General features: G+C 66.9%; 21 protein-coding genes. 13 read left to right on the top strand and 8 right to left on the bottom strand.

Annotation, left to right across the window (positions count from 1 at the left end):
- Positions 1-14 precede the first annotated feature (14 nt).
- Complete coding sequence (locus ACZ1A1_RS20510) at positions 15-455, top strand: universal stress protein (RefSeq protein WP_454630722.1); 441 nt, start codon at positions 15-17, stop codon at positions 453-455.
- A 4-nt stretch (positions 456-459) separates the two neighbouring features.
- On the opposite strand, the gene ACZ1A1_RS20505 is transcribed toward ACZ1A1_RS20510, so the two are convergent.
- The 3 genes from ACZ1A1_RS20505 to ACZ1A1_RS20495 form a co-directional block, all read right to left on the bottom strand.
- Positions 460-1254: a TIGR02186 family protein gene (locus tag ACZ1A1_RS20505; RefSeq protein ID WP_463621374.1), complete on the bottom strand. Its 795-nt coding sequence runs from the start codon at positions 1252-1254 to the stop codon at positions 460-462.
- Positions 1251-2177: a sulfite exporter TauE/SafE family protein gene (locus ACZ1A1_RS20500; protein WP_463621373.1), complete on the bottom strand. Its 927-nt coding sequence runs from the start codon at positions 2175-2177 to the stop codon at positions 1251-1253. Before ACZ1A1_RS20500 ends, ACZ1A1_RS20505 begins: the two co-directional genes overlap by 4 nt.
- A 504-nt stretch (positions 2178-2681) precedes the next feature.
- A complete protein-coding gene (locus ACZ1A1_RS20495) occupies positions 2682-6572 on the bottom strand; it encodes a peptidoglycan-binding protein (RefSeq protein WP_463621372.1) in 3891 nt (1296 codons plus the stop codon).
- 691 nt (positions 6573-7263) lie between these two features.
- Between ACZ1A1_RS20495 and ACZ1A1_RS20490 the strand changes: the two genes are divergently transcribed.
- The 9 genes from ACZ1A1_RS20490 to ACZ1A1_RS20450 all read left to right on the top strand — a co-directional run bounded on the left by ACZ1A1_RS20490 (position 7264) and on the right by ACZ1A1_RS20450 (position 15688).
- Complete coding sequence (locus ACZ1A1_RS20490) at positions 7264-9060, top strand: acyl-CoA dehydrogenase C-terminal domain-containing protein (RefSeq protein ID WP_463621371.1); 1797 nt, start codon at positions 7264-7266, stop codon at positions 9058-9060.
- Positions 9061-9232: 172 nt separating this feature from the next.
- Positions 9233-10441, top strand: coding sequence for an acetyl-CoA C-acetyltransferase (locus ACZ1A1_RS20485; protein ID WP_463621370.1), 1209 nt, complete (start codon positions 9233-9235; stop codon positions 10439-10441).
- Positions 10442-10443: 2 nt separating this feature from the next.
- On the top strand, positions 10444-10842 hold the full coding sequence (locus ACZ1A1_RS20480) for a YbaY family lipoprotein (RefSeq protein WP_463621369.1): 399 nt from the start codon (positions 10444-10446) through the stop codon (positions 10840-10842).
- A 12-nt stretch (positions 10843-10854) separates the two neighbouring features.
- Positions 10855-13062, top strand: coding sequence for an FAD-dependent oxidoreductase (locus ACZ1A1_RS20475; RefSeq protein ID WP_463621368.1), 2208 nt, complete (start codon positions 10855-10857; stop codon positions 13060-13062).
- 314 nt (positions 13063-13376) lie between these two features.
- On the top strand, positions 13377-13586 hold the full coding sequence (locus ACZ1A1_RS20470; RefSeq protein ID WP_415214965.1) for a cold-shock protein: 210 nt from the start codon (positions 13377-13379) through the stop codon (positions 13584-13586).
- Between the two features lie 263 nt (positions 13587-13849).
- Positions 13850-14134: a cold-shock protein gene (locus ACZ1A1_RS20465; RefSeq protein ID WP_463621367.1), complete on the top strand. Its 285-nt coding sequence runs from the start codon at positions 13850-13852 to the stop codon at positions 14132-14134.
- Positions 14135-14202: 68 nt separating this feature from the next.
- Complete coding sequence (gene rpsU / locus ACZ1A1_RS20460) at positions 14203-14439, top strand: 30S ribosomal protein S21 (protein WP_119257530.1); 237 nt, start codon at positions 14203-14205, stop codon at positions 14437-14439.
- Between the two features lie 175 nt (positions 14440-14614).
- Complete coding sequence (locus ACZ1A1_RS20455; protein ID WP_463621366.1) at positions 14615-14836, top strand: hypothetical protein; 222 nt, start codon at positions 14615-14617, stop codon at positions 14834-14836.
- Positions 14837-15514: 678 nt separating this feature from the next.
- A complete protein-coding gene (locus ACZ1A1_RS20450; RefSeq protein WP_463621365.1) occupies positions 15515-15688 on the top strand; it encodes a hypothetical protein in 174 nt (57 codons plus the stop codon).
- 96 nt (positions 15689-15784) lie between these two features.
- On the opposite strand, the gene ACZ1A1_RS20445 is transcribed toward ACZ1A1_RS20450, so the two are convergent.
- From ACZ1A1_RS20445 to ACZ1A1_RS20430, 4 genes are all read right to left on the bottom strand, one after another.
- The gene (locus ACZ1A1_RS20445) at positions 15785-16840 is read right to left on the bottom strand and encodes a sensor histidine kinase (RefSeq protein ID WP_415214961.1); all 1056 of its coding nucleotides are present in this window, start codon (positions 16838-16840) and stop codon (positions 15785-15787) included.
- Positions 16841-17287: a response regulator gene (locus ACZ1A1_RS20440; RefSeq protein WP_415214960.1), complete on the bottom strand. Its 447-nt coding sequence runs from the start codon at positions 17285-17287 to the stop codon at positions 16841-16843.
- Positions 17284-18780: a sensor histidine kinase gene (locus tag ACZ1A1_RS20435; RefSeq protein WP_463621364.1), complete on the bottom strand. Its 1497-nt coding sequence runs from the start codon at positions 18778-18780 to the stop codon at positions 17284-17286. Before ACZ1A1_RS20435 ends, ACZ1A1_RS20440 begins: the two co-directional genes overlap by 4 nt.
- A gap of 115 nt (positions 18781-18895) precedes the next feature.
- The gene (locus ACZ1A1_RS20430) at positions 18896-19777 is read right to left on the bottom strand and encodes a DMT family transporter (protein ID WP_463621363.1); all 882 of its coding nucleotides are present in this window, start codon (positions 19775-19777) and stop codon (positions 18896-18898) included.
- Between the two features lie 188 nt (positions 19778-19965).
- Between ACZ1A1_RS20430 and ACZ1A1_RS20425 the strand changes: the two genes are divergently transcribed.
- Both ACZ1A1_RS20425 and ACZ1A1_RS20420 read left to right on the top strand, forming a co-directional pair.
- Complete coding sequence (locus tag ACZ1A1_RS20425; RefSeq protein WP_463621362.1) at positions 19966-20871, top strand: DMT family transporter; 906 nt, start codon at positions 19966-19968, stop codon at positions 20869-20871.
- A 95-nt stretch (positions 20872-20966) separates the two neighbouring features.
- Positions 20967-21629: a S24 family peptidase gene (locus ACZ1A1_RS20420; RefSeq protein WP_119257523.1), complete on the top strand. Its 663-nt coding sequence runs from the start codon at positions 20967-20969 to the stop codon at positions 21627-21629.
- A 12-nt stretch (positions 21630-21641) separates the two neighbouring features.
- Here the strand turns inward: ACZ1A1_RS20420 and ACZ1A1_RS20415 are convergent, their stop codons facing one another.
- Complete coding sequence (locus ACZ1A1_RS20415; RefSeq protein ID WP_463621361.1) at positions 21642-22523, bottom strand: transporter substrate-binding domain-containing protein; 882 nt, start codon at positions 22521-22523, stop codon at positions 21642-21644.
- A 55-nt stretch (positions 22524-22578) separates the two neighbouring features.
- Here ACZ1A1_RS20415 and ACZ1A1_RS20410 point away from each other — a divergent pair, with 55 nt between their 5' ends.
- Positions 22579-24075, top strand: coding sequence for a glycosyltransferase family 2 protein (locus ACZ1A1_RS20410; RefSeq protein ID WP_463621359.1), 1497 nt, complete (start codon positions 22579-22581; stop codon positions 24073-24075).
- Positions 24076-24084 lie beyond the last annotated feature (9 nt).

The following is a 24084-nucleotide window of genomic DNA, read 5'->3' as shown; positions in this document are numbered from 1 at the left end:
AGGAGGCTGCGACCATGTACAGGCATATCCTCGTTCCCACCGACGGCTCGGATCTTTCCGCCGCCGCCGTCGACCAGACGCTGCAACTGGCAAAGGCGCTGGGGGCGAAGGTGACGGCGCTCACCGTCGCCGAGCCGCTGCACTTCCTGCCCGTGACGCCCGGCGCCACCGTCAACCTGCGCGCGGAATACGAGGCGCACCTGAAGGCGGACGGCGCCCGCATCCTCGGCGCGGTCGAGGCGAAGGCGGCGGCGGCCGGCATTCCGGTCGAGACGCTGCAGGTCGCGGCGGGCGATGCCTGGCAGGCGATCATCGACACGGCGGAAAAGCGCGGCTGCGACCTCATCGCCATGGCCTCGCACGGCCGGCGCGGCGTCAGCGCCTTCCTGATGGGCAGCGTCACGACGAAGGTGCTGAGCCACGCGAAGGTGCCGGTGCTGGTCTACCGGTCCTGACCGCTCAGTCCTTGCGGAAGACGACGCTGGCGAGCCAGCCCGTCAGGAGGGCGAGCAGCACCGAGAAGAGGCCGTAGGCCAGCGAATTGTTGTAGGCGGCATTCGAGATCATCTGCTCGATGCCGGTCTTCATGACGCGCAGCGGCAGCGCCTTCTCCGCGATGAACACGCCATCGCGGAAGAGGTGGGCGCGCACGACATGGGTGCCGTTCGGCACGTTGGCCGGCAGCTTGACCGTCGCCTTGAACAGGCTGGCGCTGATGAACTGCACGCCGCCGGGATCGCGCTGGTAGAAGCCGCCGCTTTCCTTGAGGCGGCGGAAGGCGTCGCGGAACTCGGTGAGCTTCGAGCCGTCGCCGACATAGCCGATGGGCGAGAGGCGGATATGCTGGATGCCGACGCCGACGCCGTTGAGCATGGCGGGCTCGGCGATGGTCTCGACGTCCCGCGTGCTCGACAGCGAATAGGATTCCGGCACCAGCTCGAAGGTCATGGAGCGGCGGTTGACCCAGATGCCGAAGACGCGCTCCTTGATGCGCACCGTGTTGTTGTCCTTCGGCCCTTCCAGCGCCACGACGATGTCGTACTTGCTCTGGGCGAGAAGCGCGGGATCGTAGCCCTCGATGGCGCCGAAGATCGTCAGGTCCGCGCCGCGGAAATCCGAGGAGATGGCGATCTCGTCCGTCGAGATGCCGATCTCCAGCTTCTCGGGAAATTCCACCGGCTTGTCCTCCAGCACCTGCGCGCCGGCGGGAAGGGCAAGGCCAAGGACGAAGAGGAGCGTCGCGAGGGTTCTCATCGATAGACCCCCTCGCTGACGATGGAATAGATGTCGGCCGGCGTGACGACGAGGTCGACCGCAAGGCGGGCGCCGACGGCAAGGACGAGAAGCGCGAGAAGCGCGCGCAACTGTTCGCCGCGCAGCTTCTGGCCGACGCGCACGCCGTATTGCGCGCCGATGACGCCGGCCACCATCAGGATGAAGGCGAGCACGATGTCGACGGAATAGTTGGTCGTCGCCTGCACGACGGTCGTATAGGCCGTGACGAAGATGATCTGGAACAGCGAGGTCCCGACGACGACATTGGTCGGGATGCGCAGGAGATAGATCATCGCCGGCACCATGATGAAGCCGCCGCCGACGCCCATGACCGAGGTGAGGATGCCGATGCAGAAGCCGAGCCCGATCACCGGGATGACGGAAAGATAGATCTTCGACTTCTTGAAGCGCATCTTCAGCGGCAGGCGGTGCACCCAGCTATGCTGGCCGGGCCGGCGCAGCGAGACGGGCTGGTTGTTGGCCGAGCGGCGCATGGCGCGGATGCTTTCGAGCAGCATCAGGGTGCCGACCGTGCCGAGCAGCACGACATAGAGCAGCGAGATGACGAGGTCGAGCTGGCCGACGCTGCGCAGCAGCGCAAAGATCCAGATGCCGACCGTCGCCCCCGTGAGGCCGCCGACGAGAAGCACCGTGCCGAGCTTGACGTCCAGCGTGCCGCGCCGGAAATGCGACAGCGCGCCCGAGATCGACGAGGCGACGACCTGGTTGGCGCCCGTCGCCACCGCGACGACCGGGGGGATGTTGTAGAAGATGAGGAGCGGCGTGATGAGGAAGCCGCCGCCGACGCCGAACATGCCGGAAAGGAAGCCGACGGCCGCGCCCATGCCGAGAATGATGAAGATATTCACCGAGAGCTCTGCGATGGGCAGATAGACAGTCACAACAATACCCCGATCGGCAATTCCCGCTTGCGCGGAAGCCCAGGCAATTCCGGCGGACGCGCGAAGCGGCTCGCCTCCGGACTTGCGTCAAACGATACTCGGCAGCCGCCTTCACCCCTTCCCGCCCCTGCCGCGGCTCCTCTTCGGCAGGCAGCGAATACGACGACGCGCCCCGCCGCAAAGGGAGTGCCCCTCGGCGGCCGGCCGCGCCTTGCATCCGGCAAGGACCGGTCTGGCACGCAGCCATTGCGGCGCGTGCCTCAGCCCTTTCGGATGATGACGTTTCTTCCTGGCGTTATCATCTTGGAGCGACATGAATTTTCTATTGCATAATCCGCAAATCGGGGCCGATTTAAGGATGAAAACATGCAGCAGATCAAATTGCCGCGGCGCCCGTCGCACATCGTGAGCGACGGGCGGGCACCTTCGACGGGCGTCATGCCCCCAGTCTCGGGAAAGACGTGACCGGAGGCGCCGCCTGACGGGCCTCCGGCGATGCGCCGGTCAGCCCGGCTGCTTGTTGCGCTTCAGAAGCTCGGTGACGAGCGCGTCGTCGATCTCGCCGGTTTCCTTCTGGCCGACGGACTTCTGGAAGGCCTTGATGGCGGAGACGGTCTTCTTGCCCATCTCGCCGTCCGGCGTGCCGGCGTTGAAGCCGTTGTTGTTGAGGATGGCCTGGATGTTGCGGATGGCCTTCTTCATGTCGACGCTGGCGGTCTTCACCGGCTTGCCGACCCATTCGTCCGGCAGGTCGGCCGAATTGGCCTTATCGTCGAGCGCCCGCGGCTTCCAGAGGTCGACCTTCGCCTTGGCGCTGGAAAGCTGCTCCGGCTTCATGGCATTGGCCACCTCGTCGCGCTTCTCGGCGGCGTCGTGGTCGCCGTCGCGGGCGGCGATGGCGAACCACTTGTAGGATTTTTCCAGGTCCTGCTTCACGCCGTTGCCGCGCGCATAGAGGATGGCGAGGTTGAACTGGCTGTCGCGCACGCCGAGCTCGGATGCCTTCTGGAACCATTTGGCGGCGCCGTTGAAGTCCGGCGCGGCATCGCCCGAGCCCGTTGCCAGCAGGACGGCGAGATTGTGCATGGCGCTCGCATTGCCCTTGCCGGCCGCGTCCTCGTAGAGCTTGCGCGCCCGGGCAAGGTCGAGTTCGACGCCCTGGCCCTTCTCGTAGAGGTTGGCGAGGCGGTATTCGGCCGGTGCGAAGCCGCGGTCGGCCGAAAGCGCGTACCAGCGCGCGGCTTCCTTGAGGTCGGTGGCGACGCCCCGGCCTTCGGTGTAGCGCGCGCCGATCTCGAACAGCGCCAGCGGGTCGCCTTCCGTCGCGGCCTTGGAAAGCGAGGCGGGCGTGATCGCTTCCGGCACGGCAATCGCCGCCGTCTGCGCGGCGCCGAGCGGCGCGGCCTCTTTCGCGCCGGCCTTGGCATCCTTGCCGGCGAGCGGCACGGTTTCCGGCGTCGTCAGCGGCTCGAAGCCGGCCGTGGCATTGTCATCCGTCGCGACGGGCGCCGTCAGGGCGTCGGCGCCCTTCGTCTGGAGCGGCGTCATCTGAAGGGATGCGCCGTCATCCGTCGCCTTTTCGGGCGCGGCGAGGCTGCGCTCGCCGTCCATGCCGGCCGGCGCGGGGTCGGTCACGGCCTTTTCCCCGGCGACGGGCGCTGCGGCAGCGTTCGCGGTCAAGGCCTTGTCGGCGCCGTCCGTCGTCGCGGCGGGCTTTGCCTCTTCCCTGACGGCGGCCTGCTCCACGACGGCCGGGGCCTCGTCGCCACGGACCAGCGTGTTGACCAGAGGATAGGACATGATGGCGAGCAGCACGGCGCCGACGGCGAGCAGGATCGGGCGGCGATGGCGCGCGAAGGCGGAGGTGGCGGCGGGCTTGTCGCCCTTGGCCGCCCTTTCCGGCTTTTTGGCGGGCGCGACGCGGGAGATCGTGTCGGTCTCTTCGGCGGCGAGCTTGGCGGCGCGGCGGGCGGCGGCGATGAAGTCCGCCTTCTCGCCCTCGCCGCCGGCACGGCTGCCCGCGGCTTGGCCGGCGCGGACGCGCTCGAGGATGCGGCGCACGTCCGGCACGCCGGAGCCCGGCTCCAGAAGCTGGTTCGCCTCTTCCGGCGCCAGTTCGTCGACGGGGTCGAGGGAGGGCGCCGGGTCGATCTGCTGGCGCTCGGCCTGCGGGGCCACATCCTTGCGGCCGGGCGCGAAACGCCGCTTCAGGCCGGCAAGCAGGCCCGCCTTGGGCTGGGCCTCGGCGATATCGCCGGCAAGCGCCACGGCCTCTTCGGCAACGGCGTCCCCTGCCTCGGCGCGCGCGGGCGCCGGAATGTGCTCGACCTCGATCTCGGCGAAGCGGCTGTCCTCCTCGGGCGCGGCAGCTTCCGCCTTCAGCTCGGCGGCGCCGAAGGCATCGTCGTCAAAAGGGTAGTCGTTGCGATGAAGGCCGGCGTCCGGGCCGAAGCCCATGGCCGGCATCTCGGCGCGGGGCATTTCGGCGCGCGGCTGGACGGCCTCGCGGCGGCCGAAGGTTTCGCGCGGGGCGTCGAGCTGTTCGAGGCGGCCGGCGATCTGCACCAGCGTGTCATGCAGGGCGTCGAAGGTGCGGGCGGTGCGTTCCTCGCCGGCGCGGGTCAGCTCCTCCAGCGCGCGAAGGTCGTTCGCAAGGCCGGCGATCGCCTCCATGTCGGTATTGGCGGCGGAGGCGGGGCCGGCGTGGCGATAGGCCTCCATGACGGCTTCCGCCGCCTGGCGGGCGGCCTCGACGATATATTCGTCATTGGTCGCCATGTAGTCTTCGATGGTGGCGATCCGGTTCTCGAATTCCGGGGGCATGGCGGCCATGGCCGCGGCGGAGGGCGTGCTGATCAGCGTGGAGAGATGCGCGATCTGCGCCTCCAGGCTGCGCAGCGCCTCGTGGTCGCCGGCGGGCGCCACACGGGTCGCGTCGAGCCGGTCGGCGATGTCCGAAAGGCGGCCTTCGAGGCGCGAGAAACGGTCTTCCTGGAAGGGGCTGCCGACGGGCGTATCCAGCGTGTCGATGCGGCGGGCGAGCGCATCCAGACGGCCGGCGAGCTCGTTGTTGACGCTGCCCTGGTCGAGCGCGTCGATCTTGCGGGAAATGTCGGAGAGGAAATAGGCAAGCTCCTCGCCGCCGACGAGGGCGGGCGCAGCCTGCTGGCCCTGCTCCAGCATCTGCGACAGGTGCTCGATGCGCTCTTCGAGGCGCAGCGCCGTGCGCTCGTTCGACAGGTCCTCGATGCGGCTTGCCAGCGCCTCGATGCGGGCGGAGAGGTTCTGGTCGGCGGGCGCGGGGCGGCGGGCGATGAGGTCGATCTGGCCGGCGAGATCGGCTATGCGGCCTTCGAGGCGCTGCATCATGCCCTGGTCGGCGAAGGACGACTGCTGCATGCGGCCGGCGGCGGCGATGGCGCGGCTGATCTCGTCGAGGCGGGCGTCCAGCCCCTCGAACTGCGAGGCGACGGCGGAAACGAAGCGTCCGTCGTCCGGCGCGCCCTGGCGGGCGACCATGTCGACGGCATGCACCATCGATTCGATCTTTTCCTCCAGCGCGCGGATGGCGGGCGTCGCGCTCATCGCGTTGATCTGGTTCTTCAGCTCGTCGAGCCGGTAGGCGAGCGCCACCAGCTCGTCGTCGCGGCTCTGGTCGAAGACGGAAAGCTTCTCTTCGACGCCGCTCCAGCGGTCTTCCATGCGGCGCACGGAATCCTCGCGGGCCAGCCCGTCAAGCACGGAGCGCAGCGCATCGAACTCGACGCGCAGGCCCTCCGTATGGCCCGACTGGCGGCCGAGCTGGCTGATGCCGGCGGAGAGGCGGTGCAGCTCCTCGCGCAGGTCGTCGCCATTGCCGCGGCCCTCGGCCATCTGGCGGATGCCGCGGATTTCCGAGCGCAGCAACTGCATCTCGCGCTCGAGGCCCTCGGCGATATCCTTCTTGAGATCCTGGCGGAGCGAGACGAGCGAGCGGGCGATATCCTGCACGGAACTGTCGGCGCGGGCGGGCGCTGCGGCCGGCTGGCCGCCGAAGGCGGTGTAGGCGTGCTCGGCGGCGGCGTGGTGATCGGCAGAGAGCGGGCGGCGCTCGATGCGCTGGGCGACGCGCTCGCGGCTGCCCTCGATGGCGCGCTGGCGCTGCACGATTTCGGAAACGGGGTCTTCGCGCAGCGGCATGGCGCGCGCCGGCTCGTAGCGCGACGGCTCGGGGCGGATCTGTTCGGAGCGGGCCTGCTCGGTGCGGGGCGCAAAGCGCTCCTCGCCGCGCCCGCGCGCATCCCGGCTGTTCGCCATCAGGCCCTCGATGCGGGCTTCCAGCCCCTCGATGGTGCGATTGAGCGCGTCGAGCGAAGAGCGTTCGCCTTGACGTTGCGGGTTTCGCGATCCGTTCATCTTTCGCCTCGCTTTGACGGCCGTCGGCCCGTCGGGAGATACCCTTGAAAGCGCTGCCCGCCCGGCTGCGCTCTTCCTGCGTTGTGGCGGAAAACCGTATCGTCCCTGTTTTCGCCCGGACCGTCCGCCCGGGCTGCACAGAGGGGAGCCGAAATGATTCCCGATCCCACGCCCTCAAGCGCCACAATTCATGAAACGTGGTAAACAAGGGGTTAACTCGACCGGAAATTTTTTAACGATTTGCTCATAGACTGGTCCCGGAGAGGGGAAGATGAGCGGTTGCGGGACGTGGGGAGGTTGCGTCCGCTAGGGTTTTCTTATCAACGAGGCGGTTCCTCCTTCCCCATCTCCCCGCCTGCGGGGAGATGGTCGCGGCAGCGGGATGAGGGGCAGGCGGCACATTCTCCCGTGGAGGGCGTGGAAAGCCGGTGCGGCCCCTCATCCGCCTGCCGGCACCTTCTCCCCGCAGGCGGGGAGAAGGAGGGTGTGGCCGGCGCCTTGCCATGGGTGGCGGAATTCCCTTGGGGAACGTCGGCAGCCAACGAGCTTGCCGTATCGCCCCCTGCTCTCCCTGCGACGAAAAATTCAGCACGCCTCCCCTCTTTTGACGTTTACGCAAACGTCAAAGTTTTATACACTCTTTCCCCAAGGACCGGACTCCTGTCCGTGGCATAGGTGAGGAACGCGAGAAATGCCGATCTACAAGGCCCCCGTGAATGACACGCTTTTCATTCTGAACGACGTGCTCTCGCTCGAGCGCTACAACAATCTGCCCGGCTTTGCCGACACGACGGGCGACATGCTGGAGGCGATTGCCGGCGAGGCGGCGAGGCTTGCCGAGGAGGTGCTGTTCCCCGTCAACCTGTCCGGCGACCAGGAAGGCTGCAGGCGCAATGACGATGCCACGGTGGTAACGCCGAAGGGCTTCAAGGAAGCCTATGATCTCTACTGCCAGGGCGGCTGGATCGGCCTTGCCGTACCGGAGGAATTCGGCGGCCAGGGCCTGCCCTACGTGCTGCACACGGCGGTCGGCGAATACATGTCCTCGGCCAACATGGCGCTGACCATGTATCCGGGCCTGACGCAGGGCGCCATCGCCGCGATCCTCGTCCACGGTTCCGACGAACAGAAGGCCGCCTATCTGCCGAAGATGGTGGAAGGCACCTGGACCGGCACGATGAACCTGACGGAGCCGCATTGCGGCACCGATCTCGGGCTCCTGCGCACCAAGGCCGTGCCGCAGGCGGACGGCTCCTACAAGATTTCCGGCCAGAAGATCTTCATCTCCGCCGGCGAACACGACATGTCGGACAACATCGTGCACCTCGTCCTCGCCCGCATCGAGGGCGCGCCGGAGGGCACCAAGGGCATCTCGCTCTTCATCGTGCCGAAATTCCTCCTCAAGGACGACGGCACGCCGGGCGAGCGGAACACGGTCTCCTGCGGCGCCATCGAGCACAAGATGGGCATCCACGGCAACGCCACCTGCGTCATGAACTACGACGAGGCGAAGGGCTTCCTCATCGGCGCGGAGAACAAGGGCCTCAACGCCATGTTCGTGATGATGAACGAGGCGCGCCTCGGCGTCGGCCTGCAGGGCCTCTCGATTGCCGAGGTCGCCTACCAGAACGCCGCCAATTATGCCCGTGAGCGCCTGCAGGGCCGTTCGCTCTCCGGCGTCAAGAACCCGGAGGGCAAGGCCGATCCACTGATCGTGCACCCGGATATCCGCCGTGCGCTGATGACCATCAAGGCCTGGACGGAGGGCGGCCGCGCCTTCACGCTCTGGACGGCGCTGAAATCCGATATCGCCCACCGCGCCAGCGACGAAAAGGACCGCCAGGCCGCCGACGACATCCTCGGCCTGATGACGCCGATCCTCAAGGGCGTGCTCACCGACAAGGGCTTCGACCATGCCGTCATGGCCCAGCAGGTCTTCGGCGGCCACGGCTATATCGAAGAGCACGGCATGAGCCAGTATGTGCGCGACGCGCGCATCGCCATGATCTACGAGGGCGCCAACGGCATCCAGGCGCTCGACCTCGTCGGCCGCAAGCTCGGCATGAACGGCGGGCGCGCCGTCATGGCCCTCTTCAAGGAGATCGGCGATTTCTGCGAGGAGAATCGCGGCGACGAGAAGCTCGCCCCCTTCACCAAGGCCCTCAAGAAGGGCTTGAACGACCTTCAGGCCGGAACCATGTGGTTCATGCAGAACGCCATGGCCAAGCCCGACAATGCCGGTGCCGGCTCGACCGACTACATGCACCTCTTCGGCCTCGTCGTCGTCGGCTACATGTGGGCGAAGATCGCCAAGGCCGCCGAAGAGGGCCTTGCGAACGGCGCTGGCGAGCGCGAGGATTTCCTGAAGAACAAGCTCGTCACGGCAAAGTTCTTCATGGAGCGCCTGATGCCGGAAACGGCGCTGCGCAAGACCCGCATCGAGGCCGGCGCGGGCACGACGATGGAACTGGCCGCCGAGGCGTTCTGACGCTTTCCACCCCTCTCCCCGCGAGCGGAGTGAGGGGCTACAGTCGCAAGCCAAGCAGTCCCTTCTCCCCGCTTGCGGGGAGAAGGTGCCGGCAGGCGGATGAGGGGCATCCGCCGGGCCGAGCCGAGGAAATTCTAGGGCGCCTTCGCGCCGCCAGGGAGAAGAGAGACCCATGACCGACGTCTTCATCTACGATCACGTGCGCACCCCGCGCGGGCGCGGCAAGAAGGACGGTTCGCTGCACGAAGTGCCGTCCGTACGCCTTGCCGCCAAGGTGCTGGAAGCGGTGCGCGACCGCAACGGGCTGGATACCGCCAAGATCGACGACATCGTCATGGGCTGCGTCGATCCCGTCATGGATGCCGGCGCGGTCATCCCCAAGGCCGCCGCCTTCGAGGCCGGCTATTCGACCCGCGCGCCGGGCATGCAGATCTCGCGCTTCTGCGCCTCCGGCCTCGATGCCGTGAATTTCGGCGCGGCGAAGATCGCGCAGGGCGCCGACGACATCGTGATCGCCGGAGGCGTGGAGAGCATGTCCCGCGTCGGCCTCGGCATGTCGGGCGGCGCCTGGTTCATGGATCCCTCGGTCAACTTCCCGGCCTATTTCATGCCGCAGGGCGTTTCGGCCGACCTCATCGCCACCAAGTACGGCTTTAGCCGCGACGATGTCGACGCCTATGCCGTCGAGAGCCAGAAGCGCGCGGCGCATGCCTGGGAAAAGGGCTACTTCAAGAATTCCGTCGTGCCGGTGAAGGACATCAACGGCCTCACCATCCTCGACCGTGACGAGCACATGCGCCCCGGCACCGACATGCAGGCGCTGGCCCAGCTCCAGCCCTCCTTCCAGATGCCCGGCGAGATGGGCGGCTTCGAAGCCGTCGCCATCCAGGCCCATCCGGAAATCGAGGGCATCAACTACGTCCACCATGCCGGCAATTCCTCGGGCATCGTCGACGGCGCGGCCGCCGTGCTGCTCGGCTCGAAGGAAGGCGGCGCGATCCTCGGGAAGAAGGCGCGCGGCCGCATCAAGGCCTTCGCCAATATCGGCTCCGACCCGGCGCTGATGCTGACCGGCCCCGTCGACGTCACGGAAAAACTGCTCGCCCGCACCGGAATGCAGCTCTCCGACATCGACCTCTTCGAGCTCAACGAGGCCTTCGCCGCCGTGGTCCTGCGCTACATGCAGGCCTTCGACATCCCGCACGACAAGATGAACGTCAACGGCGGCGCCATCGCCATGGGCCACCCGCTCGGCGCGACCGGCGCGATGATCCTCGGCACCGTGCTCGACGAGTTGGAACGCCGCGACCTCAACGTTGCGCTCGTTACGCTCTGCATCGGCGCGGGGATGGGGACGGCGACGATCGTCCAACGAGTCTGACCATGACGAGCCCGACCCGCCGCAGCTTCCTTGCCCTCATCGGGGCCGGTCTCATCGCCTCCTCCGCCGAGGCGAGCGACAGTTTCGTGCTTTCGGGCACCGTCACCTATGTGGCGAAGGGCGCCATTCCGCCCGGCCGGCTGACGATCCGGCTCGAGGAGCAGGGCGTCATGGATGCGCCGGCGAGAGGCATTGCCGCGACCACCGTCACCAGCAAGGGCGACCGGCATTCCATCCGCTTCTCGATGCGGGTGAAGCGCTCGGCGCTCCGCAGGGCGGTCGATCCGGGCTTCACCGTCCGGCTCGAACGGCACGGCCGCCTCATCGCCACCAACACGACGAAACAGGGATATGGCGGCCGGGGCAAGGCCTCGCTGCAGATCGAACCCATTCTCTACTGAGGGGGAGAAACCATGAGCTACAAGAACTTCACCATCGAGACCGACGCCGACGGCATTGCGCTGGTCACCTGGGACATGCCCGACAAGTCGATGAACGTCTTCACCGTCGAGGTGATGGACGAGCTCGACGCGATCATCGACCAGGTCGTCGCTGACGCCGCCGTCAAGGGCGTGGTCATCACCTCCGGCAAGTCCTCCTTCTCCGGCGGCGCGGACCTCTCCATGATCAAGGCGAGCTTCGATCTCCTGAAGGAGGCCGAGGCGACCGATCCGGCGACCGCCGTGCAGAAGCTGTTCGACGCCACCGGCCGCATGACCTGGCTGTTCCGCAAGCTCGAAACCTGCGGCAAGCCGTGGGTCTCCGCCATCAACGGCACCTGCATGGGCGGGGCGTTCGAAATGTCGCTCGCCTGCCACGGCCGCGTCGCCTCGAATGCCAAGTCGGTCAAGATCGCGCTTCCCGAGGTCAAGGTCGGCATCTTCCCCGGTGCCGGCGGCACCCAGCGCGTTCCGCGCCTCGCCAATGCGCAGGACGCCCTGCAGATGATGACGACCGGCTCCTCGCTGACGGCCGCGCGCGCCAAGGCGATGAACCTCGTCCATCAGGTCGTCGAGCCCGACCAGCTCGTCCCGGCCGCAAAGCAGATGATCAAGGACGGCCTCAAGCCCGTTCAGCCCTGGGACGAGAAGGGCTTCAAGGCCCCCGGCGGCGGCATCTGGACGCCCGCCTCCGCCCAGCTCTGGCCGGCCGCCCCGGCAATCCTGCGCCGCGAGACCGCCGGCAACTATCCGGGCGCGCTCGCCATCCTGAAATGCGTCTATGAGGGCCTGCAGGTGCCCTTCGAGACGGGCCTGAGGATCGAGCAGCGCTACTTCACCCATATTCTCCAGACGACCGAAGCCTTCTCGATGATCCGGTCGCTGTTCATCTCCATGCAGGAGCTCGGCAAGGGCGCGCGCCGCCCGGCGGGCCAGTCGAAGGCGGAGTTGAAGAAGGTCGCCGTCGTCGGTGCCGGCTTCATGGGCGCCTCCATCGCCTATGTCACCGCCGCCGCCGGCATCCCGGTCGTCCTCATCGACCGCGACCAGGAAGCCGCCGACAAGGGCAAGGCACACTCCGAGGGTCTCGTCACGGGCGCGATCGGCAAGGGCCGCATGTCGAAGGAGGACGGCGAGATGCTGCTCTCCCTCATCACCCCGACGCCGGACTATGCGAGCCTGGCCGATGCCGACCTCGTCATCGAGGCCGTCTTCGAGGACCGCACCGTCAAGAAGGACGTCACCGAGAAGATCGAGGCCGTGCTGCGCGAGGACGCCATCTTCGCCTCCAACACCTCGACCCTGCCGATCACCGGCCTTGCGAAGAACTCGAAGCGCCCGGGCCAGTTCATCGGCATCCACTTCTTCTCGCCGGTCGACAAGATGATGCTGGTGGAGGTGATCCTCGGCAAGGAGACGGGCGACCGGGCGCTCGCCACCGCCCTCGACTATGTCGCGGCCATCAAGAAGACGCCGATCGTCGTCAACGACACGCGCGGCTTCTACGTCAACCGCTGCGTCTTCCGCTATATCGGCGAGGCCTATGACATGCTGATCGAAGGCGTGCCGGCGGCGATGATCGAGAATGCCGCCAAGATGGCGGGCATGCCGGTCGGGCCGCTCTCGCTCAACGACGAGGTCGCCGTCGATCTCTCCTACAAGATCTTCAAGGCCTCCATCGCCGACCTCGGGCCCCAGTCCGTCGATCCGCGACACATGGAGCTGGTCACGAAGCTGGTGGAAGGCGAGGGCCGCCTCGGCCGCAAGGCCGGCAAGGGCTTCTACGACTACCCGCCGAAGCCGGCCAAGAAGAAGCTGTGGCCGGGCCTGAAGGACCTCTACCCGCAGCTCAAACCCGAGGATGTCGACGTCAAGGTGCTGAAGGAGCGCCTGCTCGCCACCATCGCGCTGGAAGCGGCCCGCACCATGGAAGAGGGCATCGTCACCGATCCACGCGAGGCCGATGTCGGCTCCATCCTCGGCTTCGGCTTCGCCCCCTATACCGGCGGCACGCTCTCCTATATCGACGGCATGGGCGTGAAGACCTTCGTGGAACTCTGCGAAAAGCTCGCCGCGAAATACGGCGACCACTTCCAGCCGACGCCGCTCCTCAAGGACATGGCCGCCAAGGGCGAAACCTTCTACAGCCGCTTCTCCGCCGGGGCGAAGCAGGCGGCCTGACCGCGCAATAGCTTGCAACGCGAAAGGGCGGCCTGGTGCCGCCCTTTTTGCTTGCATCTTCTTCAAGTTGCATAAAAATAAAACTGCGGCGAAACCTCCGGAACCGTCCGTATTTTCGGGCCGGTTTCCGAGCCCTTTCAGAAAAATCCCGCCAAACCATTGCGCTTTTCGAAATAAACTCTATATAGAACATATCGAAAACTGCTTGCGACCTTTGTCTTCGAGCTGAAAAGCTCTGTCAGATTTCCTTTCAAGATCGATCAATAACGGACAAAATATCGTCCGATTACACTAGCGATGGAAAGGATATCGTTATGAATTCAGGTACCGTAAAGTGGTTCAACAGCACCAAGGGTTTCGGCTTCATCCAGCCCGATGACGGCGCGACCGACGTGTTCGTGCACATCTCGGCTGTCGAGCGCGCGGGCCTCGGCTCGCTCTCCGAAGGCCAGAAGATCAGCTACGAGATCGTCCGCGACCGCAAGTCCGGCAAGAACTCGGCCGACAACCTTCGCGCCGCTTGAAAAAGATTGTCGTTCCTCTTCGCTGACCACGGATGTACTGGCAGCAGAGAGTCGAATGACGGGAGAGGTCGGGGTCAAGCCCCGGCCTTTTTATTTCCCGCTACCCGCCCGGGAATTCGCGCAGGCATGCGCATTGGAGCAATTCCAGCAAAAGCGCGCAGCGGTTTGCGTCCGGAATTGCGTAGAAACAAAAGCATAGATCGTTTTCGCGATTCGAGGAAAAGCGGAAACGCTCTAGCGGGCATCCGCGAAGGAGAAGCGCCATGAGCCGGAAACCCTATGCCATCGGCGACCGGGTCGTCCTGAAGGCCGGCCTGTCCCGCAGTCAGGCGGGTGAGCGGACATGCAGCATCGTCAGCCTCCTGCCCGCCGACCACGGCGAGGTCCAGTACCGCGTGCAGCGCGAAGGGGAGACCTTCGAGCGGCGCATCGTGCACAGCGACATCGATACGGCGGAAAGCGCCGCACCGGTGTCCCGCGACGGCCCGGCGTCCCCCGGCAAGGCGGGCTCCTGGCTGAAACCGTCGAGCATCCGTGTCGGCCGATAGCCGGACGGCACGGCTGCCCCGGCCCGTTTCAAACCAGTGCGGCACCGCCGCAAGAGAAAGGACATCCATTGCAGGTTCTCGTCAGGGATAACAATGTCGACCAGGCGCTTCGCGTCCTGAAGAAGAAGATGCAGCGCGAAGGCCTTTTCCGCGAGATGAAGGCCCGCAGCGCCTATGAGAAGCCGTCGGAAAAGCGTGCCCGCGAAAAGGCCGAGGCCATTCGCCGCCAGCGCAAGCTCGCCCGCAAGAAGATGCAGCGCGAGGGGCTCCTGCCCGCGCCCCGCAAGGCGGCCCGCACCCGCTAGCACCATTCCGCCAAATGCCGGGTGCCGGAGCGTTGCCCGCTTTCCGAAAAGCGGAACGCCGCGGTCCCGCGCCTGCCACGCCGGGCATCCGGCGCCGCATGAATTGCCGCCGGACGGACGGCCTCGCATAGGGGCGCGTCCGTCCCCCGGCCATCGCCCCGGGAGGGCAGAGACCATGACCGCAACCAAGGAAGAGTTCTTCAAGCCCGCCAAGCTGTCCGCGCAGGACAAGGCGGTAAGGACCGACGACACCGCGCGGGGCATCATCGCGCAGGAGACCAACGCCCGCGAGGCGAAGACGGCCCGCCTGCGCGCAATGCGCCTCGACCAGCAGGCGAAAGAGCCTGCACCCGCGCCCCGCAAGGGCCGGAAGGCCGCCGCCGCCGGCAAGGTATAGGGCGCGGCACGTATCATAGAGAGACGGGCGGCTACTGCGCCTGGTGCTCGTCCCGAACGTCTGCATGGCATGGCATGCTTCCGATTTCATCACGTGAAAGCATGAGGCTGCGAACCCTTGGCTCAAGGCCGAGGGTGACGAAGGAGAGGAAGCGGTTTCCCGTCAAGTGAGCGGTACGACATAAGCAACGATTAAGGCGTCCCGCCACCGTCCCCTCTTCACCGAACGGCGCGACATCGGCGGCGCTGCCTCTCGCCCCCGCCCCTCTCTTCCTGCGCCATCCTCGGGCGCTGACCCGAGAATCCAGGCCCCGCGCGCCCTCAATTCCCGAGAAAACACCCCCACCTTTTCCCCACCCTCCGAACCCGTGCCCACAATCCCCCATCCCGCCAAGGATACACTGCAAGGCGTTGCAGCGAGGCGTGATCGGCGCTTGTGGTGGGGGAAGGACGTGAGCCTTCGCCACGAGGGGCCGCGGAAAATGGTCTCCCTCCGGCGACACGGGGGAAGCGGCGGGGCGTCGGACCGGCCCTTTCGCTTCATGCCCCGAACGGCGCGCCGGGCGTGCCTGTGCGGCACACAAGCGGGCAGGAAATGGCGGATGTGTCGGCATCGTCCGCCGGGATGGACACCGCCCGGAAGGAAGTCCCTTCCGTCCGTTTCGCCATGGAGCGCGAGATGGATAAGAAAACGGAAAGGCCCATGCCGGAAACCGGCGAGCAACATCTGCCACCATCTGTCTTTGCAGAGGGACTGGAGTCGCGGGCACAAACCGCTGAACGGGGCGCTGAAAGGTGCCGCATCAAACAATCATTCGAGGCAGCTTCCAGCGCCCCGTCCGATGCTCTTTGACAAGCCACGGGCGAGATCGCCGCGTGGATAGAGGTATCTCAGGGGAGAAGCCGTCCACGCGAGCGTTGATCACGCATCCATGCGGATGCGCGGCCCCTAGGCCGCGCCCGGCGCCTCCACCACGCGCACCAGGATTTCGGCGCGCGTGCCGATGGTGCGGGCGGCATAGTCGAGTTTCGTGTCGAGGCTTCCGGCCATGGCATTGATGATCTTCGAGCCGAGACCGGTGCCGCGCACCGGGCCCTCGCCGCGCCAGCCGATGCCGTCGTCCTCCACGAAGAGGACGGCGTTCTCGCCGTCGAGGCGGGTGAAGCCGACGCGCACCTCGCCGCCGGCCTCGCCATAGGCGTATTTGAAGGCGTTGGTGACGAGTTCCGTCACGATGACGCCGAGCGAGACGGCGCGGTCGGTCGGCACGTGCAGCGGCTCCAGCATGCGGTTGAGGCGAACATTGCGGCCGTCCCCCTGCATCGAGGCGTCGAGCTCGGAGAGCAGCGTCGAGAGATAGGCGCCCATGTCGACATGGCGCACGTCCTCGGAGGTGTAGAGGCGGCGGTGGATGCCGGCGATGGCGGTGATGCGCGCCTGCGTTTCCGACAGCGCCTCCTTGACCGCCCCGTCGGGGGCGCTCGACATCTGCAGGCGGATGAGGGCGGCGGCGAGCGCCAGCGAATTGCCGACGCGGTGGTTCACCTCGGCCAGCAGGATCTCGGCGCGCTCCTTGGCGGCGCGGATCTCCTTCTCGGCCTTCAGCTTGGCGCGCCGCAGATCGGCGTTTTCCAGCGCCTGGCCGAGCGCATTGGCCAGGAGCGGCATGAAATCGTCGCCGACCGACTTGATGACATAGTCGGCCGCGCCCGCCTTCAGCGCCTCGACGGCGACCTGCGCGTCGTTCGAGCCGGTGACATAGACGACCGGCACCGGGTCCGGCGCGCCGGCGCGTTCCTTGAGAAAGGAAAGGCCCGTGCCGGCCTTCAGGAAATGGTCGAGCACGATGGCGTCGAAGCGCTCTTCGGCCAGCATTTCCCGGCCGCGCTCGACCTCCTCTGCATGCAGCACCTCATAGCCGAGACGGCCCAGCGCCCGCTGGGCGAGCCGGGCGAGGATGGGGTCGTCGTCGATATAGAGGATGCGGACGGGGCCTTCCCTCATTTATTGCGTCTCGGGAATCTGGATCACGGAGAAAAACAGGCCGAGCTGGCGGATCGCATGGGCGAAGCTTTCGTATTCGACCGGCTTGGTGATATAGACATTGGCGCCGAGATCGTAGCAGCGCTGGATCTCCCGCTCGTCGTCGGTCGTCGTGAGGATGACGACCGGCAGGCGCTTGGTGTGGATGTTGGACTTGATCTTCTGCAGGATGTCGATGCCCGACATGTCCGGCAGGTTGAGGTCGAGCAGGATCAGCAGGAACTTGCCGGCGCTGCAAAGGCCGCTGCGGTCCTTGCCGAGCACGAAATCGAGCGCCTCGGTGCCGTTGGTGAAGGGCACGATCTCGTTGTGCACGCCGGCGCGGCGGATGTTCTTCTCGATGAGGCGCGCATGGCCCTCGTCGTCCTCGACCATCACGATGGTGACTTCCTTGCCCAAACCGTTCATGCCTGCATACTCCTGACAACCTTGCTGAGGTCGGGCGGCAGACGAAGCACGAAGGTCGTCCCCTGCCCGAGTTCGGATCTGACCATGATATCACCGCCAAGATTGCGCATCAGTGAACGCACATGGGCAAGGCCGATGCCCTCGCCCGGCTTGTCCTGCGTTCCCGAGCGGCGGAAAAGCTCGAAGACGCGCTCGTGATCGTCCGGCGCGATGCCGCGGCCGTTGTCGGTGAAATCGATGAAGAAGCCGGCCCGGCCCGCATTGCGCGCCGTGACGGAAATGCGCAGCGGCCGATCCGGCGACTGGTACTTGATGGCATTGTCGAAGAGGTTGCCGAAGACCTGCTCCAGTGACAGCCGGTCGGAAACCACCGTCGGCAGGTTGCGGTCGATGGTCACGACGCCATCGGATTCGCCGACCTGGTGCCCGACCGCCGCCGCGCCCGTCTCGGCCAGCGCCCGGAGGTCCACCCGCTCGATCTTGAGTTCCCGCCGTCCGTCGCGCGAGATCTTCAGGATGGCGTTGATCAGCCCGTCCATCTTCTTGGTGGAGGAGCGGATGAAGCCGATCGCCTCCGGCAGGTCCTCGGCGGCGGCGCGGCGCGCCTCGATGATGTCGGCCTCGCTCGGCGCCTTCCCGTCCGCCAGCACATAGGCCTGGATGGCGGAGAGCGAGGCCTGCAGCTCGCTGGTGAAGCCCATGATGTTGACGAGCGGCGCGCGCAGGTCATGCGTCACGATATAGGCGAAGCGCTGGACCTCCTGGTTGGCGCGGATCAGTTCCTCGGTGCGCTCGTCCACCCGCTTCTCGAGGGTCGCGTTCAGCGTCTCGACCTCGCGGCGGGCGACGATGATGTCACGGGTATATTGCGCGATGACCGCGATCGCCCCGCCCAGCACGCCGATGATGGCGATGGCGCCGATCACCGTCGTCCATTTCAACGCGCTTGCCGACCAGAGCGTATCGACGACGCTCTCCTGCAGGCGGCCGTCGGCATCCGCCATGACGGCGCCGAGCTGTTCGCGGAGCTGGTCCATCAGCAGGCGGCCGCGGTCTGTCCTGACCTCGCCGATCGCATCGGCGGTCCGGCCCTGCTCGACGGCCTCCACGACGCCGGCAAGCTCGGCCAGCTTCTCGGAGACAAGGTGCTCTATGCCGGGAACGCGCTCCTCGTAGTGGGGAAAGCGGGCGGCCTTCTCGGCAAGCGCCTGCTGGCGTTCGGCGACGGCCTTCAGCGCCTCGTCATAGGGCTGGCGGAAATTCGGATCGCGGGTGATGACGAAGCCGCGCTGGCCGGTTTCGGCGTCCTGCAGCGTCGACAGCAGGTCGGCCGCCGCGCTGCGCACCTCGCGCAGCTCGATGAATCCGGTGAAATAGGTCTGCACCTTGGCCGCGAGCCAGAGCGACGTGCCGACGATGCCGAGCAGCGCGATCATGCCGGCGAGCAGCAGAACGATGGTCGAGCGCACGAAGGCGGCGTTCGATATCGGCATTCCTTCCCCCGGTTCACCTCGCCGTTTACGAGGCGACAATATCGTTATGCCCGCGGCATGCAACGGGGCGTAACGCCCCAAAGTGGATTCTTTTGGTGGGTTCTGGACTTAGCCGTCATGCGCGGAGCCGGAAGCGCCCGCCGAGGCGCTCGCGGGCGATGATGATCATGCCGGCGGAAACGATCAGCGCGGCGCCGGCAAAGACGTTCGAGCCGGGCACGTCGCTCCAGATGAGATAGCCGAGCGCGAAGGCCCAGACGAGCGAGGTATATTCGAAGGGCGCCAGCACCGAGACGGGCGCGCGGCGCATGCCCTCGAACATGGCGAACTGGCCGAGGCCGGCGATGAGGCCCGTTCCGGACATCAGGGCGAGGTCCATGGCCGTGACCGGCTGCCACACGAAGGGCATGGCGAGCGCGGTGAACAGGATGAAGAAGCCGCTGGAAATGGTCATCTGCACCTGCGTGCGCTCGTGCAGCGCGGTCTTGCGCAGGAGCACGGTGGCGACGGCCCAGAAGATCGCCGCCTGCAGCGCGAGATAGACCGGCAGCGACAGCGTGATGCCCTTCGCCGCGATGCCGCAGGCAACGACCACGCCGACGAAGCCGACGACGACGGCGAGCCACCGGTAGCCCGGCACCTTCTCGCCGAGGATCGGCACCGAGAGGATCGTCATGACGACGGGCGAGGCGTAGTAGAGCGTCGTCAGCTCGGCAAGGCCGAGATCGCGCGCGGCGGTGTAGTAGCAGAGCCAGGCGGCCAGAAGCAGCAGGTTGCGCAGGAAGAGCGGCCTGAGCACCGGCGAGCGGCGCGCATCCCGCAGCAGCGGGCGCCCGCCGACGGCAAGACACAGCGAGAAGATCGTCACGCTGCGCACGAAGAGGATCTGCCAGACCGGCAGGGCCACGACGAGCCATTTGACCGACGCATCCTGCAGGGAAAACAGGAAATAGGCGAAGGACGTCAGCAGGATGCCGGAAGAGACGGTCTTGTGCACGGAAGGAACCTCGAAGGCGCAAGCAGCCTTGCGCGCCTCCTTGATAGCGCGCCGCGCCGTTTTGCGAAAGTGGCTGGAAATCGCGGGGGAAGGAAAATTTTCCTGCGCCCTGCGGCCGAGGCCGAAAATGTCCCGAGGCGCTGAAATTCCGGCGTGCAAGCGAGGCGGGAGAGGTATATGCGCGGGCCATGGACACCAAACGACTCGGCTACGCCTTCACCCTGCTCGCGATCGTGATCTTCAGCCTGCAGGACGCCATTTCGAAGCATCTCGGCAGCGCCTATCCGCCTGTCTTCATCGCCATGCTGCGCTTCTGGGCTTTCGGCGCCTTCGCGCTGGTGCTGGGCGCGCGCGGCCCCGGCGGCCTGCGGGCCACGGCGGCGACGAAACGGCCGTTGCTGCAGATCCTGCGCGGCGTGCTGCTCGCCTTCCAGATCGTCGTCGTCATCACCGCCTTCAGCACGGTCGGCCTTGCCCATTCGCAGGCGATCCTCTCCTCCGGGCCGATCTTCGTGGCGCTCCTGTCCATGCCGCTTCTCGGCGAACGGGTCGGCTGGCGGCGCTGGACGGCCATCGCGGTCGGCCTTTGCGGCGTGCTGATCGTCATCGACCCCGCCGACAGCGCCTTCGACGCCAGCGTCCTGCTGCCGCTGGCCGGCGCGCTGATGTTCGCGGTCTATGTGATCGCGACGCGGCTTGCCAGCCGCGACGATCCCGCCTCGACGAGCTTCTTCTATATCGGCGTGGCGGGTGCCGTCGCGATCTCGCTCGTCGGCCCGTTCTTCTGGACCAGCCTTTCACCGACGGACTGGCTCTGGATGGGGCTGCTGTGCATCACCGGCATGTCGAGCCACTATTTCCTGATCCGCGCCTACGACCTCCTCGATGCCGCGGCGGTGCAGCCGCTCACCTACCTGCAGGTGGTGCTGGCGGCGATCATCGGCATCTCCGTCTTCGGCGAGACGCTGAACCTCAACACGGTCATCGGCTCGGCCATCGTCGTCGGCGCGGGCATCTTCACCATCTGGCGGGAAAGCGTGGTGGCGCGCCGGCGCGCGCAGCAGGTTGCCACCGACACCCAGACAGGAAAATAATCCTTTTTTCTTTACTCGGACGGCGTCCTTGGCTATGCTTCCGACCGTTCGGACCGGCACCAGCCGGTCCGCCGCCTTGGCAGGGTTTCGCAAGCATGTTCTCCCACGACCGGATCTGGGCGGCGATCGACGCCCTCGCCGAACGCCATCGGCTCTCCCCGTCCGGGCTTGCCCGCCGTGCGGGACTGGACCCGACATCCTTCAACAAATCCAAGCGGCAGGGCGTCGACGGGCGGCAGCGCTGGCCCTCGACGGAATCGATCGCCAAGGTGCTCGACGCGACGGGCGCATCCATCGACGAGTTCTTCACCCTTTCCGACCCCGTCCGCGACGCGGCCCTGCCGCAGGGCGCCTTTCCGCCGCAGCCGGGCAGCATTCCCCTGCTCGGCTTCGCCCAGGCCGGCGCGGGCGGTTTCTTCGACGATGGCGGCTTTCCCGCCGGCCAGGGCTGGGACGTGGTGGAATTCCCCGCCTCGCCCGACCGCAAGGCCGGCGTCTATGCGCTGGAGGTGCAGGGCGACAGCATGCTGCCGCTCTACCGCGACGGCGACGTGCTGATCGTCGAACCGGGCGCGCAGGTGCGCCGCGGCGACCGCGTCGTGGTGAAGACCCGCGAGGGCGAGGTGATGGCCAAGGTGCTGCACCGCCAGAGCCCGCGCAGCATCGAGCTCGTCTCGCTCAATCCCGAGCACCCCAACCGCAATTTCGACATGGACGAGGTCGACTGGATCGCCCGCATCATCTGGGCGAGCCAGTAGAGGCGTCCTCCATCAGCCGCCGTAGAGATTGACCGGGAAGTAGCGCAGGTAGATTTCCTGCAGGCGGCCGCTCCGCGAGAGCGCCAGCAGCGCGTGGTCGATGGCGCCGGTCAGCGCCGTGTCCTCCTTGCGCAGCATGATCGTCAGCCCCTCGCCGAGGAATTTCTCTGACAGATAGGGACCGTCGAACAGGCGGCAGCAGCCGGCGGCGTCCGCCCCGCTCGTCCAGAAGGCAAGCTGCATGCCGTCGCCGAAGGCGGCGTCCACCTTGCCGTCCTTCAGCGCCGCAAGCAGCGCCGCCCGGTCGGTAAACGGCTGCGCCTCGATCTTCGGGAAGAAGGCCTTCAGCATCGCCTCATGGGCGCTTGCCGCGACGACGCCGACCTTGCGGCCTGCAAGGCTCGCCGCGGTCTCACCCGGCGGCGGCGCATTCTTGCCGACGGCGAAGCGCGCCGGCAGGCGCATGAAGGGCCGCGAGAAGGCGAAGCGTTCGCGCAGCGGCGTGCTGACGGCGATGCCCGCGGCCACCGCCTCGCCATTGCCATCGGTGAGCGCCTTTTCCAGCTCCGGGAAGGTCACCGCCTGGATCTGGCACTTCTCCGTCAGCGCCAGCTCGCGGCAGATCTCGCGCACGAGATCGACATGGAAGCCGGCGAGCTTGCCGGTCTGGTCGATGAAATTGAACGGCGGGAAATCCACCGTCGTCAGGAAACGCAGCCGGACGAGGCCGGAAAGGTCCGGCCGGGCGATGCGCTCGCGGGTGTCGAACAGGATCGGCAGATCGACCGGCGACCGCTCCGCGGCGGCAAGGGATAGCGGTTTCATCGCCGCCGCCAGCAGGCAGAGCGCAAAAAGCCCCTGCATTTTAAGGGATGAAATTCTGTTTTGCCACATTACAATCAACTTGGGGTTTAAGAGGGCGCCGGCGCGAAAGCGACGGTGAGACGGCATGATGCTGGCAGAATATCCCGACGACATGGCTTTCGCCACCGCAATCGGTGTCCGGCAGGAGACGGTCCTGCCGCCGGCCGAAGAGGGGCAGGTGCCCGACCGCCTCATGGACGAGGCGCGGCTCTTCCGCCGGCTCGGCCTTTCCAAGCCGCTGATTTCCGCCATGCTGGTGCAGGCCGGCCGGAACGGCACGACACTGGAAGCCGAAGTGCTGGCGAGCGGCGCCATCTCGCACGACATCTATTACGAAGCGCTTGCCGACATCCTCGGCCTGCCCTTCCATCCCGCGCTGGACCCGAAGGAGATCGAGGACCTGCCCGGGGCGGACAGCCAGCTCGTCGAGCCGGTGATGGTGCGGCTGCGCCAGCCGGCCCGCGCGCCGATAACGGCGATCGTGCCGAGCGCGGCGCGGCTCGACGATCTTCGCGGGAGGCTACAGGCTTCCGGGGAAATGCGCTCCCGTATGATCGCGACCACGCCCACCGCGCTGCGCGCGGCCCTCTGGCAGGCTGGCCGCGGCCGCCGGCTGCGCGAGACGGTCGAGCAGCTTTTCGGCACGGCGCCGGAGGCGAGCGCCCGCATCACGCTCTGGGGGCAGCAGGGATTCTATATCGGCACCGCGCTCACGCTCGTCGCCATGCTGCTCCTCACGCAGCCGGGCACGGTGCTGTTGCTGCTGCATATCGTGCTCGGCCTCTTCTTCTCCGCCACCGTCGTCATCCGCGCCGTGGCGCTCCTCGCCAAATGGTGGGAGACGTACCGCCCGCGCCCGACATTGCCCCTTGGCCGGCGCCCGGTCTATTCCGTCTTCGTCGCGCTCTACCGGGAGGCCGCGGTGGTGCCGCAGCTCGTCGCCACGCTCGACCGGCTGCGATGGCCGGCCTCCTGCCTCGACATCAAGCTGATCTGCGAGGCGGATGACCGGGAAACGCTGGACGCGCTCGCCGCCATGCCGCTCGGCCCGCAATACGAGGTGGTGGAGGTGCCGCCCGGCCGGCCGCGCACCAAGCCGAAGGCGCTGACCTATGCGCTGGGCGCGGCGCGGGGCGACTATCTCGTCATCTACGATGCCGAGGACCGGGTCGACCCGATGCAGCTGGAGGAAGCCTGGCGCACCTTCACGGCGGGGCCGGCGCATATCGCCTGCCTCCAGGCGCCGCTGATCATCACCAATGCGCGGGAGAACTGGATCAGCGCGCTCTTCGCGGTGGAATATGCCGGCCTCTTCCGCGTGCTGCTGCCACGGCTCGCCGCCGCCCGCATGCCGATGCCGCTCGGCGGCACCTCGAACCATTTCCGCACGGCGGTGCTGCAGGAGGTCGGCGGGTGGGACCCCTATAACGTCACCGAGGATGCCGACCTCGGCCTGCGCCTCTACCGGCGCGGCTACCGCTGCGGGGTCATCAGCCGGCCGACCTACGAGGAAGCCCCGACGCAGGTCCGCGCCTGGCTCGGCCAGCGCACGCGCTGGTTCAAGGGCTGGCTTCACCTTTAGAAGAGTACA

The organism is Shinella sp. R2-11, from assembly GCF_055330205.1.
This window is presented reverse-complemented; position numbering and strand designations above follow the sequence as displayed.